At 63.9% G+C, this 17,889-nt stretch carries 14 protein-coding genes; 6 read left to right on the top strand and 8 right to left on the bottom strand.

Annotated elements, in window-relative coordinates:
• Window positions 1-19 precede the first annotated feature (19 nt).
• The 3 genes from ACFY68_RS10130 (at window position 20) to ACFY68_RS10120 (ending at window position 4,719) form a co-directional block, all read left to right on the top strand.
• Complete coding sequence (locus ACFY68_RS10130; RefSeq protein WP_387526344.1) at window positions 20-1,204, top strand: acetyl-CoA C-acyltransferase; 1,185 nt, start codon at window positions 20-22, stop codon at window positions 1,202-1,204.
• A 318-nt stretch (window positions 1,205-1,522) separates the two neighbouring features.
• A complete protein-coding gene (locus ACFY68_RS10125; protein ID WP_387526341.1) occupies window positions 1,523-3,376 on the top strand; it encodes a DUF1302 domain-containing protein in 1,854 nt (617 codons plus the stop codon).
• A 20-nt stretch (window positions 3,377-3,396) separates the two neighbouring features.
• Window positions 3,397-4,719, top strand: coding sequence for a serine hydrolase domain-containing protein (locus ACFY68_RS10120; protein ID WP_387526338.1), 1,323 nt, complete (start codon window positions 3,397-3,399; stop codon window positions 4,717-4,719).
• Here ACFY68_RS10120 and ACFY68_RS10115 read toward each other — a convergent pair whose 3' ends face one another.
• The gene (locus ACFY68_RS10115) at window positions 4,720-8,811 is read right to left on the bottom strand and encodes a DEAD/DEAH box helicase (protein WP_387526335.1); all 4,092 of its coding nucleotides are present in this window, start codon (window positions 8,809-8,811) and stop codon (window positions 4,720-4,722) included.
• 376 nt (window positions 8,812-9,187) lie between these two features.
• On the opposite strand from ACFY68_RS10115, the gene ACFY68_RS10110 reads away from it, so the two are divergent.
• Entirely contained in the window at window positions 9,188-9,883 is a 696-nt protein-coding gene (locus tag ACFY68_RS10110) for a 3-oxoacid CoA-transferase subunit A (protein ID WP_346612465.1), read from the top strand.
• An 8-nt stretch (window positions 9,884-9,891) separates the two neighbouring features.
• Complete coding sequence (locus ACFY68_RS10105) at window positions 9,892-10,533, top strand: 3-oxoacid CoA-transferase subunit B (protein ID WP_346612466.1); 642 nt, start codon at window positions 9,892-9,894, stop codon at window positions 10,531-10,533.
• Between the two features lie 467 nt (window positions 10,534-11,000).
• Here ACFY68_RS10105 and ACFY68_RS10100 read toward each other — a convergent pair whose 3' ends face one another.
• The 5 genes from ACFY68_RS10100 to ACFY68_RS10080 all read right to left on the bottom strand — a co-directional run bounded on the left by ACFY68_RS10100 (window position 11,001) and on the right by ACFY68_RS10080 (window position 15,839).
• Complete coding sequence (locus ACFY68_RS10100) at window positions 11,001-11,234, bottom strand: hypothetical protein (RefSeq protein WP_387526331.1); 234 nt, start codon at window positions 11,232-11,234, stop codon at window positions 11,001-11,003.
• Between the two features lie 223 nt (window positions 11,235-11,457).
• Complete coding sequence (locus ACFY68_RS10095) at window positions 11,458-12,711, bottom strand: aspartate aminotransferase family protein (protein WP_387526328.1); 1,254 nt, start codon at window positions 12,709-12,711, stop codon at window positions 11,458-11,460.
• Window positions 12,712-12,772: 61 nt separating this feature from the next.
• Window positions 12,773-13,678: a LysR family transcriptional regulator gene (locus tag ACFY68_RS10090; RefSeq protein ID WP_387526325.1), complete on the bottom strand. Its 906-nt coding sequence runs from the start codon at window positions 13,676-13,678 to the stop codon at window positions 12,773-12,775.
• A 91-nt stretch (window positions 13,679-13,769) separates the two neighbouring features.
• The gene (locus ACFY68_RS10085) at window positions 13,770-14,306 is read right to left on the bottom strand and encodes a 2,4'-dihydroxyacetophenone dioxygenase family protein (RefSeq protein WP_387526322.1); all 537 of its coding nucleotides are present in this window, start codon (window positions 14,304-14,306) and stop codon (window positions 13,770-13,772) included.
• Between the two features lie 123 nt (window positions 14,307-14,429).
• On the bottom strand, window positions 14,430-15,839 hold the full coding sequence (locus tag ACFY68_RS10080; RefSeq protein WP_387526319.1) for an amino acid permease: 1,410 nt from the start codon (window positions 15,837-15,839) through the stop codon (window positions 14,430-14,432).
• 246 nt (window positions 15,840-16,085) lie between these two features.
• Between ACFY68_RS10080 and ACFY68_RS10075 the strand changes: the two genes are divergently transcribed.
• Complete coding sequence (locus tag ACFY68_RS10075; RefSeq protein ID WP_346612476.1) at window positions 16,086-16,337, top strand: hypothetical protein; 252 nt, start codon at window positions 16,086-16,088, stop codon at window positions 16,335-16,337.
• A 463-nt stretch (window positions 16,338-16,800) separates the two neighbouring features.
• Here ACFY68_RS10075 and ACFY68_RS10070 read toward each other — a convergent pair whose 3' ends face one another.
• Together ACFY68_RS10070 and ACFY68_RS10065 are read right to left on the bottom strand one after the other, a co-directional pair.
• Window positions 16,801-17,067: a hypothetical protein gene (locus ACFY68_RS10070; protein ID WP_387526316.1), complete on the bottom strand. Its 267-nt coding sequence runs from the start codon at window positions 17,065-17,067 to the stop codon at window positions 16,801-16,803.
• A 90-nt stretch (window positions 17,068-17,157) separates the two neighbouring features.
• On the bottom strand, window positions 17,158-17,877 hold the full coding sequence (locus ACFY68_RS10065) for a Crp/Fnr family transcriptional regulator (protein ID WP_387526313.1): 720 nt from the start codon (window positions 17,875-17,877) through the stop codon (window positions 17,158-17,160).
• Between the last annotated feature and the right edge of the window lie 12 nt (window positions 17,878-17,889).

Below are 17,889 nucleotides of genomic sequence, written 5' to 3'. Positions count from 1 at the left end.
GCCCAAGGAGAGCCGTTTCATGCAAGACGCCGTCATCGTATCCACCGCGCGCACGCCCATCGCCAAGGCTTGGCGCGGCGCGTTCAACGACCTCACCACCCCCAGCATGAGCGCCATTGCCATCCGCGCCGCCGTCGAGCGCGCCGGCGTGGAGCCGGGCGAGGTCGAAGACCTGTTGCTGGGCACCGCCATGCAAAGCGGGACCGCCGCCATCAACCCGGCGCGCTTGTCGGCCTTGGCGGCCGGCTTGCCGCAGTCGGTGGCCGGGCAGACCATCGACCGCCAATGCGCATCAGGGCTGATGGCCATTGCCATCGGCGCTCAGCAGATCCGCGGCGAGGGCATGCAGGTGGTGGTCGGCGCCGGGCAGGAGCAGATCAGCCTGGTGCAGCAGGCGCACATGCAGGCCGCCAATGCTGCCCAGGACGCCATGGTGCGGCGCCTGTGCGAGCACGCCTACATGCCCATGCTGCAAACGGCCGAGCACGTCGCCAAACGCTATGGTATCGACCGCCACGCCCAGGACCGTTACGCCTTGCTGTCGCAGCAGCGCACAGCGGCAGCGCAGGAGGCGGGGCTGTTTGCTGATGAAATCGTGGCGGTCACGGCGCAGCGCAAGGTCGTCGACAAGGCTACTGGCGTCCAGTCCCCCGAGCGCGTGCACTTGACCCAGGATGAAGGTAACCGCCCGCACACCCGGCTGGCGGACCTTGAGGCACTGCAACCGGTGATCGAGGGCGGCTGCGTGACTGCGGGCAATGCCAGCCAGTTGTCCGACGGTGCCAGCGCCTGTGTGCTGATGAGCGGTGCCCGGGCGGCACGCGCAGGCTGCCAGCCGCTGGGGTTGTACCGGGGCATGGCGGTGGTCGGCCTGGCCCCGGAGGAAATGGGCATCGGCCCGGTGCTGGCGATACCGCGGCTGTTGGCGCGCCATGCGTTGCGGGTCGAAGACATCGGCTTATGGGAGATCAACGAGGCATTCGCCTGCCAGGTGCTCTACTGCGCCGAACACCTGGGCATCGACCCGTCGCGGCTTAATGTCAACGGTGGCGCCATCGCCATCGGCCACCCCTATGGCATGAGCGGTGCGCGCATGGTCGGGCATGCCTTGCTCGAAGGCCGCCGGCGCAAGGTTCGCTACGTGGTGGTGAGCATGTGCGTGGGCGGGGGCATGGGCGCCGCAGGCTTGTTCGAAGTGCTCTGAAACGCCGCCATCGAGCCATAACGAACCGGCATGGCATTGATCCGAAGACGCTATTTGTGAGCGCAATCAAACCTACCTGATACTGCTCGTCACCGACACCGCCGGCCTTGGCGGCCGGCGCGTCCGCGCTAAACCCATCATTTCCCTCTCTAGGGTTTGTACGAAAAGTCGCCGAGCGGCGATCAGGCAAGGCGAAAGCAGGCGAGGAAGCGGAGTTTACGGGTTGTAAATGAGCATTCCGAGCCTGCTTTCAACGCAGCATGATCGTCGCGCAGGCACTTTTCGTACAAAGCCTAATAAAACAACAAGAGGTTAAGAGTGAGCGCAACCCTCCTATTCTGCCGGCGCCAGGCGCCGCTGGCGGCCCTGTGCTGCCTGCTCGCCACCCCGGTTGCGGGCGTTCAATTCGACGTTGGCGCGCTGCAAGGGCGTTTCGACTCGGCGCTGTCATTGAGTACCGCCGTCAGCACTGCCAACCCCGACAAACAGCAGTTGCAGGCAGCCAATGGCAACGACGCGCGGCGCAATTATCGCTCGGGCGATGTGTTTTCGGCGATGTTCAAAGGCACCCACGACCTGGAGCTGCGCCGCGAGAACGTGGGTGTATTCCTGCGTGGCACCTACTGGTACGACACCGCGCAGCGCGACCACAGCCAGCGGGCCGTCGACATCGACGACCGCAACCGCCAGGTTTCGGCGAAAACCGCGGGGGCCGAGCTGCTCGATGCATTCGCCTATGGCCTTTACGACATTGGTGGTGAACCCGGGTCGCTGCGGGTGGGCAAACAGGTGGTCAACTGGGGGGAAAGCCTGTTCATCCAGGGCGGGCTGAACGTGATAAACCCCTTCAACCAGGCTGCGCTACGCCGGCCGGGCTCGGAAGTGAAAGACGCCCTGGCGCCGGTCAACCTGCTGTATGTCACGCAGAACCTCAACCAGGCGCTGTCTTTCGATGCCTTCTACCAGCTGGACTGGGAGCAGACCCGGCTGGAGAACTGCGCAACGTTCTTTTCCGGCAACGACTTCATGCCCGAAGGCTGCCAGGGGCTGGATGTCGGCGGGCAGATGGTGACCAACCCGGCCGTGTCGCCGGCCCTGGCCCCGTTTGGTGTGACGCTGACGGAGGAGGGCGTGCGCGTGCCTCGGGGCGCCGACCAGGATGCACGCAACGGTGGCCAATGGGGTGTTTCGCTGCACTGGTACGTTGAGCCACTGGATACCGAGTTCGGCCTGTTCGCCGCCAATTACCACAGCCGTTCGCCTTACCTGGGCACGGTCAGCAGCCGCTATTACGCCAATACGGGCTTTGCCCGTGAACTGTGCGGCAATGTCGGTGTGGCGCTGGCCAATTGCGGGGCTTTTCTGGCGTCCAGCAACGGGCAGACCCTGGCCGGCGCGCTGCGCATGGGCACCTCGCAGTACCGGGCGCAATACCCCGAAGACATCCGCCTGTACGGCCTGACCTTCGCCACCACCCTGCGCAACGGTGCCGCCGTGCAGGGCGAACTGAGCTACCGGCCGAACATGCCGGTGCAGCTCAACGGCAACGATGTGCTGCAGTCATTGCTCAATGCCCCCGGCCGCAGCCCGCTCAACGGCGACGGCCTGCGCCCTGCGACAGACAACACACCCTTTGACGGTTACCGGCGCAAGGAGGTGACCCAGGCCCAGGTATCCGCCGTGCAGGCGTTCAGCCAGGTCATGGGCGCCAACCAGCTGCTGCTGATGGGTGAGGTGGGCGCCACCTATGTCGGCGGGTTGGAGGGGCGTTTCGGGCCGCGTTATGGCCGCTCCGGTGCCTATGGCAACGGCGAGCTGGCCGACAACAGCCTGTGCCTGGCGATCTCGAAAAGCCCGGGCGACTGCAACGACGAGGGCTTTGTCACACCCTTTTCCTGGGGCTACCGCCTGCGCGCGACCTGGAGCTACCCCAACCTGATCCAAGGCCTGGACATTCGCCCAGGCCTGGCCTGGGCCCATGACGTCAAGGGTTACTCACCGGCGGACAGCTCGGCCTTCAACGAAGGCTCGCGCTCGATCAGCCTGGGCGTGGACGTCAGCCTGGCCAGCCAGTACTGGGCAAGCCTTGCCTATACCGATTACCTCGACGGCGATTACGGCACCCGCGGCGACCGCGATTATGTGGCGTTCAGCGTGGGCGCCAACTTCTAGTGCAACCAAGGAGCAAGACCATGTCCAAGCGCAGCATGCAGCCTTCATCCGCCAACCTGACTAGTATCGCCCTGGTGCTGGCCGGTGCCTTGGCCCCAACGCTGGCGGTCGGTGCACCGACCGGGCAGGGCGTGATGCAGGGGTTCCCTCCGGCGCCGGAGTTGCGGGTTAACCAGGCCAATGCCTTTCAGCCACCGTACTTGCGCTGGTCAATGCGCCACGCCCGGGAGGTGTCGCCCACCCGGGGCATCGGCCGCGCAGCCACACCGCTGGCCTTGACCGAAGGCCGCGCGGCGGCGCTCGACCAACTGGCTTTCAGCGCCGGCGAGCAGCCGGTGACCTTGGCCGGCTACCTGCAGCAAACCAGCACCGACGGGCTGATCGTGCTGCACCGGGGCAAGGTGGTGTACGAGCGTTACATGGACGGCTTCCAACCCGGCCAGCCCCATATCTGGGCGTCGATGACCAAGTCGGTCACCGGCCTGATCGCCGCCCAGCTGATCGCCGAAGGTGCACTGGACCCGCAGCGTACCCTGGCGCATTACGTGCCGGAACTGCGCGGCACGCCGTTTGGCGAGGCGACGGTGCAGGCCAACCTGGACATGCAGGTAGCGGTGCAGTACCCCGCGCAGATGCCACCGGACCTCGGCCTGTTTGCCGCCACCGGCCTGATACCGCGGGGCGAGGGCATGCCGGGGGATATCTACAGCTTCCTGCGGCAGGTGCAGCAGGCGCCGAACCCCGCTGGCCAGGCGCCGTTCTTCTACCAGAACGGCTCGCCGGAAGCGCTGGCCTGGGCGTTGCGGCGCATCACCGGGCTGAACTGGGCGCAGTTGGTCGAACAGCGGTTGTGGTCACGCTTCGCCGAGGACGATGCCTATGTGCAAGTCGACCCGCTCGGTACCGAAATGGCCAGTGGCGGCATCAGCTGCAATTTGCGCGACACCGCCCGCTTCGCCGAACTGGTGCGCCGCGAACTGGCCCGTGATGCCAAGGGCGACAGCTTCAACCAGGCGGTGCACAGCACGTTCCAGCCTGCGGACCCGGCAGTGTTCGCCCAGGGCAGCCTCGGCCCCGGCCGCCCTGGCTACAGCTACCGCAATTACTGGTACCAGAAAAACGACGGTGACGGTTCGTTCGAGGCCAGCGGGCGCTTCGGGCAGAAAATCTACATCAACCCTCGCCGCGAACTGGTGATCGTCAAGCTCTCAGCCACCGCCGACCAGGCCCGTCGCGCCACGCGTGCTGACGGCGAGGCAAACGCCCCCGCGCGCGTGGTGGACTCGCCGGCTACGTTCAATAGCATGGTGGGTGCGGTGCTGGCGGCGCTGCCACGCTCATGATCAGCTCGCAGCGCCAGCAAGCAGCTTCAACAATGCGTCAGCGTCGATTTTTGCACTGACCTCGCCACCCTCGAGCAGGCTGTCGGCCAAGTCGCGCTTGCGGGCATGCAGGGCGACGATCTGTTCTTCGATGGTGTTCTCGGCCACCAGCCGGTAAATGGTCACCGGGCGCTGCTGGCCAATGCGATGGGCACGGTCACTGGCCTGGTCCTCGACCGCCGGGTTCCACCAAGGGTCGAGGTGGATCACATAGTCGGCAGCGGTAAGGTTAAGGCCGCTGCCCCCGGCTTTCAGGCTGATGAGGAACACCTCACCGACCCCGGCCTGGAAGGCATTGACCCGGCTTTCCCGGTCCTTGGGCAGCACACTGCCATCGAGGTATTGGTAGGCGATACCTTTTTTTGCCAACCAGGCGCGGACGATGCTCAGCTGGTCCACGTACTGGCTGAAGACCAAGGCTTTGTGGCCATTGTCCAGCAGCTCTTCGACGATCGCCATGAACGCCTGTAACTTGCTGCCGGGCAGGGTAGTTTCCGGCATCACCAGCGTCGGGTGGCAGCAGAACCGCCGCAGGCGGGTGATTTCCGTGAGTATCTGGAAAGACTTGCCTGCCCCGGGCGCCAAGCCAGACACATTGTCGACCGCTTGCTGACGCAGGGCTTCGTAAAGATGCGCCTCTTCGTCGGAGAGCGGGACTTTGTAGGTGATCTCGGTGCGTGCGGGCAGTTCGTCGAGCACCTGGCTTTTAAGTCGGCGCAGAATGAACGGTTGAATGAGCGCTTTGAGCGCCCGCCGGGCCGTTGCATCACCCTGCTCGATGGGGAGTGCAAAGCGGCTGCTGAAACTTTCCTGGCTACCGAGCAGGCCTGGGTTGATGAAGCGGAACAGGTTCCACAGCTCGCCCAGGTGGTTCTCCACCGGAGTGCCAGTGGCGACCAGGCGGAAATCGGCCTGCAAAGCCATGACCGCCTGGGAACGCTTGGTCTGTGCATTCTTGATGGCCTGGGCCTCGTCGAGCACCGCGCTGTGCCAGTGGCACGCGGCGAAGGCGGCACTGTCCTGCTGCAACAACCCATAGCTGGTGATGACCACGTCGCCAGGGCCGAGGTCACTCAGCATGCGCGTCTTGTGGTACAGATGAAGCCTCAGCTGCGGCGCGAAACGCCTGCTTTCGGCCTGCCAGTTGAGCGTTACCGAAGTCGGGGCCACCACCAGTTGCGGCCCTGCTGCTGCACGTTGCAACAGCAGCGCGAGGATCTGGACTGTCTTGCCCAGGCCCATGTCGTCGGCCAGGCAGGCACCCACGCCCCAGTGCGCCAGGCGCGCCAGCCAGACGAAGCCGTCATGCTGGTAGTCGCGTAAATCGGCCTGCAGGGCGCGGGGTAGCTGAGGTTGGTAAACGCGCAGCGACTGCAGTTTCTCAAGGTGCGCTTGCCAGCTTTTGTCGGCTTTGAACTCACCTGCCTCTTCGGCCAGCCCGGCCAGCAGCGGGCTGGTCAGCGGGCTGAGGCGAAGGCCTTGGTCGGTGACCCGATCAGCCAGGTGCGCCAGCTCATCCAGGCGCTTGCGCAGGCGTTCGTCAAGTGCCAGCCAGTCGCGCTCGTTGAGCTTGAGGAAGCGCCCGGGGTTGGCCTTGAGCCGTTCCAGCAGTTCACGCAGTTGCAGCACCTTGCCATCGTCGAGGTCGATTTCACCTTGCAGGAAAAACCAGTCTCCCCGCTGGCGCAGGCCCAGCTTGAGTGCCCTCAAGTCCGGGCGGCCCTTGATTCGCATACGCTCGCCTTCCGGCCACACGCAGTGCACCTGGTCGCCGTCCAAGGCATGCAGCTCGCTGAGTACCTGCAAGGCGTGCTGAGGCTGGTCAAGTTGCCATTCCTGGCCATCGCCGCTCGCGTTGGCCAGCCCGGGGCAGGCGTCCAGCACCTGTTGCAGCGCCTGGCGTTCACTTGCCAGGTCACGGCTAACCTGCAGTGGCTTGCCATCACGCTCGCCGAGCACGTTCTGCGCCCCTTGGCCCGGGTGGAACCAACTGCTTTCGGCCAACGGACGCACCAGCAATTGCAGGCGCAAACCCTCGGCAATGGGCAGCAAATGGGCGTAGAGGCGTGTATCGGCGGGCTCCAGTTCGAGCTGCGCGGTGAGCTCTGGCAGGTCCGAATGGATGGGCACCAATGGGGTGATAGCGCTGACCGCTTCGATCAGTTGCGCTTTGCCCGATTGCGGCACGCTCAGGCCGTCGCCGACGATCTTGGCGATCTGGCGTATGTCGCTGCTCACCGCATAGATCAACAGCCGGCTGGGTGTCTGTTGGTGCAGGTAGTGCGTGTCGTCGGTGACGATGCCCTGTGGTTCCAGGCGCAGCTGGATCATTCCGTCCTGAGCCTCAAGGTGCAGGCTGCAGTGGCCGGTCTCAAGTTCGATACGTACATCAGGTGCGTCGTGCCAGAACAACGCCGGATGGCCGACTAACCTGGACAGGCCCAGGCTGACCGGTAATTCGTACTCGGCGCTGGAATAGTAGGTCTGGCTGGCCTGGATCAAGCTGATCGCCTGACGGTCCTGCTCGCACAGAAACGCCAGCCGGTCACCTTCTTCCATCAGGCGTTTGAGCGCTACCGGGCGGCCCTTGCTCCATTGCCCCTTGGGGCCGAGCTTCTGCTCGCGCGGTTCAAGTTGGTTGGGATAGCCATGGAAATTCAGCAGCCACGCCAGGCGTGTGGTCTGCCTGCCCGCAGAGCTGGCTGCATCACTGGCCGGCTTGAGCTGGCTCAGTGCGCTGAGTGCATGCTGCCAGGCCGCCTGGCGCTGATGCAGCGAGAGCAGGGGGGCAAGGCCGGCGTCCCGATGCAGGTCGGGGAGCTGCCGTGGCGCGCCGAACTGCGCGGCAATCAGCGCGTCGAATTCTGCCGCCAGCCAGGCGTAACCTTGCTGGTCGAGTACGGCCCGGTAATCTTCCAGCATTGTGCGCCAACCCGGCTCACGCGCCAGCGGTGCATCCAGCCAGTACAGCGCCAGGGCCATCAGCAGACCATCCAGGCCATTGAGCGTGACGCTCCTCAGGTATTTCAACTCCGGCTTGTTGCCCTGCAGCTGTTCGAATAGCTCAAGCAGTGCGGAGTAAGCCTGGCCGTAGTTCTGCTTTTCGCCCAACGCCAGGGCCTGCTTGAGTGCTGCGTGGTGCTGGCTGTCGTTTTCGCCGATAAGGGCCAGGCAATAGAGCGCATTGAGCAGCGGCGGCAGGTCGATCTTGCGTTTTTTGGTCTGCCTGCGCTGCTCGGTAAGCCATGCCCTTAGCTGTTGCAAGGTTTCGGCGACTTGGCCACGCATCAAAGATTGCACACACCGGGTTGCCAGCGGATAGCCCTGAGTGCCGTACTCTTCCAGCGCCTGCCATTCCCCGCGCCAGAGTGCCTGCAGCATTACTTGTCGCCCCAGTTCGGCGCACGGGCTGATCGCCAGTTCGCGCTTGGCCCAGGTGTAGCTGGCGGTGGCCGGCCCCAGCCGTCTATTGATCAAGCGAAGGTGGTCTTCGAGCAGCAGCCAGCGCACCCTGTCATCCAGCTGGCCGAACACTTCCAGGCCTGCTGCATCGGCCTGCAGCAAGTGCATGGGGTGCAGCACATCCCATTCCTTGGCCGGGAACATTAGGCTTGAATGACCCAGCAATGACTTGAACCGCTCGCTTTCAGCGCTTAGCAGGCTGAGCCAGAGTTCTTGCAGTGCCCGCTGTTTGCCAATTGCCTGAAAGGGGGCAAGTGCGGGCAAACTGGCGTTGATCTGGCCCAGGTGAGCCTTGCCTTGCGCTGCGCCCAACATGCTCAGCAGCACGCTGTTACGCCGCTGCGCAGCCACGGCAAAATATTGCCCTTCGTTGCGCTGCTCCACTTCGACCCAGCCGTGTTCCTGCAGCCATTGCAGCGCGGCGGGGAGGGAGGTGACGTCAAACAGTCTGCCGTCTGCATCCTCGATAGCCATTGTCCGCAGCAGCTTGAGCAGCGCGGTCTTGCCTTTGCCAGGAAAGGACGTTATCAGTGCATGGAGCACGGCCTTGTAGTGGTCTGGCAGCGTGTCGTAGCTAGGGGAACGGGGCATCCTGAATCTCGTGCGTAGGCCGGGAGCGGCAACATGGGGTTCAAAAGCTGTCAGGATACCAATCGCACCCAACCGTTCACCACCATCACGCTGCAAAGCAGCCACTGCATGCCCCCGACCCCGGCAATTCGATACATCGCCCGGCACGTAACGAAGTGTATTAAACGCTGGGCACTACTGACCGAAAAACGCACAATCGTTCGGTAACCGCACATATTCCCGCAACCCCCCCTCTACTGTTGCCCCGTCTTGCGGCACGCTATAGCCATATCAGCAAAACAACGCCAATCGCTGAGTGGCCCAGTAATTCACCCATGGCTTGGCGGCTGACCACTGACCAGATAAACCCTACTCCAGGAACCACCAGGAGCTCGCCTTGATCAACAAAACGTTTGAGTCCATCGCCAGCGCGGTAGAAGACATCATCGACGGTTCGACCATCATGGTCGGTGGCTTTGGTACGGCCGGCATGCCGTCCGAGCTCATCGACGGGCTGATCGCCACCGGTGCCCGCGACCTGACCATCATCAGCAATAACGCCGGCAACGGCGAGATCGGCCTGGCCGCGCTGCTCAAGGCGGGCTGCGTGCGCAAGGTGGTCTGCTCGTTCCCGCGGCAGTCCGACTCGTATGTGTTCGACGAACTGTACCGCGCCGGCAAGATCGAGCTGGAAGTGGTGCCGCAAGGCAACCTGGCCGAGCGCATCCGCGCTGCAGGCTCCGGCATCGGCGCGTTCTTCTCGCCGACCGGCTACGGCACTCTGCTGGCCGAAGGCAAGGAAACCCGCGAGATCGACGGCCGCATGTATGTGCTGGAAATGCCGCTGCACGCTGACTTCGCGCTGATCAAAGCGCACCAGGGCGACCGCTGGGGCAACCTGATCTACCGCAAGGGCGCGCGCAACTTCGGCCCGATCATGGCCATGGCCGCCAAGACCGCCATCGCTCAAGTCGACCAGGTTGTCGAGCTCGGCGTGCTAGACCCGGAGCACATCGTCACCCCGGGTATCTTCGTCCAGCGCGTGGTTGCCGTCCCCGGCGCTACCGCTTCCTTGATCGCCAACGCTGTCTGAGGCCTGCCATGACCATCACCAAAAAGCTCTCCCGTACCGAGATGGCCCAACGCGTGGCCGCAGACATCCAGGAAGGCGCCTACGTTAACCTGGGTATCGGCGCCCCGACGTTGGTGGCCAACTTCCTGGGTGACAAGGAAGTGTTCCTGCACAGCGAGAACGGCCTGTTGGGCATGGGCCCGAGCCCGGCGCCGGGCGAGGAAGACGATGATCTGATCAATGCCGGTAAGCAGCATGTGACCATGCTTCCCGGCGGCGCATTCTTCCACCACGCCGACTCGTTCTCGATGATGCGCGGGGGCCACCTGGACATCGCCGTGTTAGGCGCTTTCCAGGTGTCGGTCAAGGGCGACCTGGCCAACTGGCACACCGGTGCCGAAGGTTCGATCCCCGCCGTGGGCGGCGCGATGGACCTTGCTACTGGCGCCCGCCAGGTGTTCGTGATGATGGACCACCTGACCAAGTCCGGCGAAAGCAAGCTGGTGCCCGAGTGCACCTACCCGCTGACCGGCTTCGGTTGCGTCAGCCGCATCTACACCGACCTGGCCGTGCTGGATGTGACATCTGACGGGCTGCGGGTGGTCGAGATCTATGCGGATATCGACTTCGAGCAGTTGCAGGCGTTGAGTGGCGTACCGCTGATCCAGTGATCGGCGCAGTACGCATTGCCACTGCGTTCCACGAGGGGCTGCTATCGACCCATTGCGGACGTTCGCCATGACATCGTCTGCGCCTATGAGATCGAGCGCCGCCCGCGCGGCGCATCGCGGATAAATCCGCTCCTACGTTTGTTTTTGGCCAATTATGTCGGAGGGGTGCGCGCGACCGCCTTGGTGCGTGACGCAATATCGAGTCGTACAAACAAGGGTTCGCGCGCGTCTGTCACTGACGTTACTGGCCTGAAACAAACGTAGGAGCGGATTTATCCGCGATGCGCCGCGCGGGCGGCGCTCGATCTCATAGGCGCTGAAGATTTCAAGGCGAACACATCCGAACACCGCACTCACCCCAAGGCATCTAGGGACCGCTTCAGGTCGATTGCGGTGATCCATGAGGATCAGCTTGCGATCCGAAGCGCAGGGTTGGTTTTGGGCATAGAGGTGTGGTTGAGTGAACCCTAGCTGTCGCCGTCCTGCACGGTAACCCTCACGCCCGTCGCTACGATCTCGTATTCGCGTTCGGAAATCTTGTTTACGGCACCCCCAAACTGCATTTCAAAATGCTTTAAGCCGGGATGTCGAATCATGCCATTGGGCGAGCGCTCCACGGTCTCGTCCTGATAAATGTTGATGACGTAGCTCACATTATCCGTGCCAACTCCGACTATTTTTCCAACATATTTATCGGCCATGTCCGCACTCCTTGAGTGAAACTTCAAGGTAGCCGCAACGGATGGATCAAGCCACAGCAATCAGCGATTTACCGTGACCGGCTATCCTGCGGGCCAGGGGTGTGCACGCCTGAAGGCAATTGTCGCCATTGAGATCGAGCGCCGGCAGCGGCGCTCGATCATGAACAACAAACCCACATTGGCGAGCGCCGCAGGCTTGCAGGAAAAAATGCTGACCCGTGGCTCAACGATTCCAATCGGCAAAACGCGGCGCCAGCTGCACTGCAGCTGCTTCGAACGCGCGCGTCATCTGCTCCACGATTGCATCGCTGTGCTCGAACGACAGGTAAATCCGCCCGTACTGCGACGGCATCACCAGCAGCCCCTGCGCACGCAGCGCCAGGTGCAGGGCCTGGCTGAAGCCTGCATCGCCGAACGCAACCGCTTCTGCATAGGTGGCCGGCGCACGCGCTGATGGCCAGATGGCGAATACGTTGCCGTAGCCGCTGGTGCTGATGGTGATGCCCTGGGCCTTGAAGATCGCCTGCACGGCCTGGCGCAACTGCTCGCCGCGTGCAATCAGCTGTGGGTAGTCGCCAGCGTCCAGTTGCTCCAGCGTGGCGAGCACCGCCGCGCACGCCAGGGGGTTGCCGCTGAAGGTGCCGCCGCGCAGTACCTTGCCTTGCTCGAAGCCCGCGAGGATATGCGGCTTGCCGACGATGGCCGACACCGGCACGCCGTTGCCGATGGCCTTGCCGACGCTGGCGATGTCCGGGTCCAGGCCGGCGTGCAGGCTGGCAAGCCCGGGATGCAGGCGAAAGCCCATCAGCACTTCGTCACTGATCACCAGCGCACCGTGGCGGTGAGCCACCGCCTGCACGTGCTGCAGGTAGCCTGGCGCGGGCATGATGCAGCCGGCATTGGCGAGCATGGGTTCGAGGATCACCGCGGCGATGTCCTGGTCTTCGTCGAACAACCGCTCGACGTCGTCGAAGTCGTTGAAGCGCAGCAGCGTGGTGCGCGCGGTGGCGGGGCGCTCGCCATCGGCGAACGCGGCTTCGGGTGAGCCGACGTTACCGAAGCTGACATCGTCGAACCAGCCGTCGAAGCCGGCCGCCATCTTGGCGATGCGGCCGCGCCCGGTATGGGCGCGCGCCGCACGGCAGGCCAGGTGCACCGCTTCGCTGCCGGAATTGGTGAAGATCACCCGGCTGAGGGCGCCAGTATGGGCCGCCAACGCGGTGGCGGCGGCGTGCTCGCGCACGTGGGCCCAGGAAGGCGAAGCGGAGTCGGCCAGGGCCTCGGCCACCTGCGCGTTGACGTTGGCGTTGGCATGGCCGAGCAGCACGGCGCCGAAGCCCAGTGCGGTGTCGATGTACTGGCGGCCCTGGTCGTCCCACAGGTGCGGGCCTTTGCCGTTACGGATGAACAGGGCCTGGCCGTCGAGTGCCGGGAGGATCCGAGCGGCGCTGGAAACATCGCCTACGAGATTGCGCATGTGTACCTCTGTGTTGTTGTGCGGTGCAGGGCTGGCGGTGCGCCTGGCCCTGTTCTGTGCCTCAGCGGGTGTTCCATGGGCTGCTCGCGAGCTTCTGTTCAAGAAAATCGCGGAACACCCGGATGCGTGGGCTGAGGTGTTTGCGGTTGGTGTAGATCATGTAGATCGGTTCGACGCTGCCCTGGGCATACGGTTGCAGCAGCGGCACCAGGCGGCCTTCCTGGATGTCCTGGCCGATGTGAAATTCGGCCAGGCGCACAATGCCAGCGCCGCTGAGTGCCAAGTCGCGCAGCAAGTCGCCCTGGGCGAAGGTGGCCTTGGGCACCACGGGCACGGTGACGGCCTGGCCATCGACCACGAACCCCCAGGTGTTCCACACGCTGCTGAAGCCGAAGGAAAAACAGCTGTGCTGCAGCAGCTGCCCCGGGTGTTCAGGCGTGCCGTGCGCGGCCAGGTAACTGGGCGATGCGCAGATGACCCAGCGGCTTTGGCCGATCTTGCGGGCGATGCGCGACGAGTCGGGCAGCACGCCGCTGTGGATGGCCACATCCAGCCCCTGGTCGAACTGGTCGCTGAACTGCGCACCCACCTGGATATCCACGGTCAGCCCCGGGTAGGCAGCGAGGAATTCCGGCAGCCAAGGGATGATCTGGTGCTTGGCGAAGGTGGTCATGGTGTGCACCCGCAACGTGCCGCTGACGCGGGTGGGGAAGGCCTCGGCCAGCGAATCGGCTTCGGCCATGGCGTTGCTTACCGCGCGGGCGCTGACCAGGTAGGCAGCGCCTTCCTCGGTCAGCGTCAGGCTGCGGGTGCCGCGCTGGAACAGGCGCACTTGCAGGCGGTCCTCCAGGCGCGAAATCAGCTTGCTGATGGCCGACGGGGTCATGCCACAAGCACGCGCCGCAGCAGAAAAGTTGCCGTGCTCGGCGGCGCCGAGGAAGGCCAGCAGTTGTGAGTAGTTGTCCATGTTCTGCCTCCATCAATCAGCAGAATGCTGGCAGCGCCGCGTCGGGGTGGCAACCGGCGTACCGATTGCTACGCCAGTGGGGTGAGGCAGCTCAGCGAATGAACTGCTCGATGTAGTCGTCGGGCAACCCGAGCGTCTTGTAGTGGGCGCGGGCGGTTTCCAGCTTGGTGAACACGTCCTCGTAGCCCACGGCGACGCCCTGCGGGTCCACATAGGTATAGCCGCCTTGCACGTGGAACCAGGTGATCATCTCTTCGACGTCTTCCGGCACGAACAGGGTGTGGGTTTCACCTGGCGGCTCGAAGGCGAACGAGCCTTCTTCGGCGATCCAGTCATGCTCCAGGTAGTACCAGCGGCCTTTGAGCACCAGCGCATGCACGCCGCCGGTGTGGCGGTGGCGCGACAGCACGCCGCTCTGACGTACCCGCAGCAGGTTGATGTAGTAGCCGCCGGAGACGCTCAGCAGCAGCGGCTTGAACGACACCGAAGCGGTGACCGGCACCCACAGCTGGTCGTCTTCGAGCCACTTGCCGAGTACCCCGGGGTGCACCATGTCGGGGGACATGAACGGCACTTGCGGCAGTTGAAAAGGGATGGCCAGTTCGTCGGGTTTTGGCGCAATGCTCATGAAGGGCTTCCACAGTTTGATTTGTTGGGTTGCCCGGCCCGCTGTGGGCCGGGGTACAGCCAGGTTAGGGCTGCGTTACAGAAGGAAAAAGAGCGTGCGCGGCACAGCCGCTGTGACCGCGCGTCACGGCGTGCTGGTTTCGAACTGCAACGCGCTGCGCTGCGCCGACAGCGCCGGCTGGCGCTTTTGCAGGTAGGTGCCGATGGCGACCAGCACGGCGGTCAGCCCCAGTGTGCTGAGCAGCTCGGCCCGTTGCCCGGGGAACGCCGCCATGATCGCGAACACGCTGACGATCAGCACGATGGTGAACAGCGTCAGCCACGGGAACAGCCACATGCGCACCTCCAGCTGCTTGCCCAGCGCCACCAGTTTGCGGCGCATGCACAGCTGGGTAATGGCGATCACCAGGTACATCAGCAGGGCCAACGCGCCGCTGGTGGCCAGCAGAAACTGGAACACTTGGGCCGGCAGCAGGTAGTTGGCTGCCAGTGCCGCCAGCGCAGCGGCTGAGGTGAGGGCGACGGCCAGCAGTGGCACACCCTTGGCAGTGGTGCGTGAAACCGCCTCGGGTGCATCGCCGCGGCGGGCCAGCGAGTAGGCCATGCGCGAGGCCGTGTAGATGGCCGAGTTCAGGCAACTGGTGACCGCCACCAGCACCACGATGCTCATGATGCCCGGCGCCCAGGGGATGTTCATCGCGGTCAGTACTGCCTGGTACGAGCCCTGCGCCAACCCCGGTGCGTTCCACGGCACCAGGCACACCACCACGAACATCGAGCCGAGGTAGAACAGGCCCAGGCGCCATACCACGGCGCGGATGGCCTTCTTGATGTTGGCTTTCGGGTCACGCGACTCGGCGGCGGCGATGGTCACCACCTCGCTGCCCTGGAAGCTGAACATGGCCGTCAGCAGTGCGGCGACGATGGCCACGTTGCCGTTGGGGGCGAACCCGCCGTTGGCGTACAGGTTGCTGATGCCGCTGGTGGACGAGCCCGGCAGGAGGCCGAAGATCGCCAGCACGCCGAGGCCGATGAAGCTCACGATCGACACCACCTTGAACAGCGACAGCCAGTATTCCAATGTGCCGAACGAACCGACGCTGAGGCTGTTGCAGAAGATCAGTACCAGGGTCATGGCGAAGGCCGTGAACCAGTGCGGCAAGCCTAGCCAGTCACCGAGGATGTTGCCCGCGACGATGGCCTCGATGGCGATTACCAGCACGTAGAACCACCAGTACAGCCAGCCGATGGAAAACCCCGCCCAGCGCCCGATGGCCTGGTCGGCGTAGGAGGAAAACGAGCCCGTGTCTGGCCGCGCCGTGGCCATTTCGCCGAGCATCTGCATGACCAGTACCACGATTGCCGCGGCGATCACGTACGCCACCAGCACCGCTGGCCCTGCGGCGGCGATGGCATTGCTCGAGCCTACGAACAGCCCGGCGCCAATCACACCGCCGATCGAGATCATCGTGACCTGCCTGCCTTTCAAGCCAGTCCCCAGCTTGTTGTTAGTCTTTTCTTGATCCCCACGCATCGGCTTGCACCTCGGTTGCACGCTTGTTGTTGTCATGGGCCGACAGCTGCACGGCCTTGCAGGGCTACCTTAAGCGGCAAAGGCACACGGGATTAGCCGGCGCAGCGTCATACCGGGTGTGACGACAGTTCACAGGTGGGTTAAGCAGGTGCAGGGAGTGGGCTGTTGGTCCGATATAAACCCTTTGCCAAGCGTGAAGGCGCACACTCAAGACAGCTCAGGACTTCTGAGCATCGAGAGGTGTGTATGACCATTGGCAAGAGCTTCACCGATATCGACGCCCCAGGTGGCAACCCCGATGAGGAAGCAGACTGGCCAACCGGCGAAGACGAAGAGGGCAGTGAAGAAGGCGAGGGCTCGAATGCGCAAGATCATGATGATCATGGGGATGAGCAGGCGCGCAAGGAAAGCGTGAAGGGCTCTGGCCGCCCAGACCCGTCCAGGGCCTCGGAGGCGGAGCGGTACAGCTACCAGCCGTGGCAAAAAATGAAGCCGTGAATAATTGAGCTTGCGCGCTCCCACTTCAACGGCATCGGCCTCAAGCCCTATGCAGGACCTGTGGGAGATTACCCAGCCCTTCGGGCTGCGCTGTCGCGCAGAGCACAAAGCCCGCGAGCGCGCCGCATACCCTGTGGGAGCGGCTTCAGCGGCGAAGCAGGCACCGCGGTGGATGGCACCGGCTTCGCCGGTGTTCGCGGCTGAAGCCGCTCCTACAGGATCCCCGCAAGAGCACAAAGCCCGCGAGCGCGCCGTATACCCTGTGGGAGCGGCTTCAGCGGCGAAGCAGGCGGCGCGGTGGATGGCACCGGCTTGGCCGGTGTTCGCGGCTGAAGCCGCTCCTACAGGACCCTCGCTAGTGGACAAAGCCCGCGAGCGCGTCGCATACCCTGTGGGAGCTGGCTTGCCAGCGATGAGGCCTGCCCAGGCAACTCAAGGCAGTTGCTGCCAAAGGCGTTCGACGTCAGTGCTTGTCGAGGTAGTGGTGTGGGTACAGCACTTGGTCTTTCTCCAGCTTTTCAGCATCCCCCACGCGCTTGCGAACTTCCGCATAGAACTGCTGGCTCTGGTTCTGAAACCTGACGTAATCCCGGGTGCAGACCTTGAGCGCACAACTGAGCTGCTCACCGCTCAGGCCTTCTGCCCGCTTTTGCGATGCAAGGTACGCCTGCCAGCTGTTCTCCACCTGCAACAGCCCCTGCGCGAACGCGGTTGTCTCGATTGTCGCCATTGCTGAACCCTCGTTGAGCCGCCCGAGCGACGAATGAGCCTTCGAAGAACCGAGCGTAGCCTGTTTTGCCTGGCACGCCTGCGCGGGCTGCTAAACGGACGGCAGGTAGGGCAGCAGCCGGTCGGTCTCTTTCTTCACCACCGCGTAGCATTCGCAGCTGAGCTGCTCCAGGCGTGCCCTGTCGAGCACCCGGATATGGCCGCGGTTGTACTCGATCACCCCTAGCCGTTGCAGTTTGCCGGCGGCATCGGTCACACCCTCGCGGCGCACACCGAGCATGTTGGCAATCAATTCCTGGGTCATGCGCAACTGGTCACCCGGCAGGCGGTCCAGCGACAGCAGCAGCCAGCGGCACAGTTGCTGGTCGATGGCATGGTGGCGGTTGCACACTGCCGTCTGCGCCATCTGGGTGATCAGTGCCTGGGTGTAGCGCAGCATCAGCATCATCAGCTCGCCATGGCGATTGAACTCCTCCTTGAGCTGTTCGCCCGGCAGGCGGTAGCCATGCCCTGCGCTTTGCACGATGGCGCGGCTGGGCGTGCTTTCACCGCCCATAAATACTGCAATACCCACCAGCCCTTCATTGCCCACCACCGAAATTTCCGCCGACGCACCGTTTTCCATGACGTACAGCAGCGAGACGATTGCATCGGCGGGGAAATACACATGGCGCAGGGTATCGCCCGATTCGTACAGTGATTTGCCCAACGGCAGGCTGACGCGCTCCAGGTGCGGCTCGAGCCTGCTGAACGTCTGCGCCGACAAGGCCGCCAGCAGGTAATTCTGTTTGGGGTTGAACACCGATTGCATGCGTGGGACCGT

The sequence above is a fragment of the Pseudomonas sp. NPDC012596 genome, assembly GCF_042902325.1.
Classification (GTDB): Bacteria; Pseudomonadota; Gammaproteobacteria; order Pseudomonadales; family Pseudomonadaceae; genus Aquipseudomonas.
This window is presented reverse-complemented; position numbering and strand designations above follow the sequence as displayed.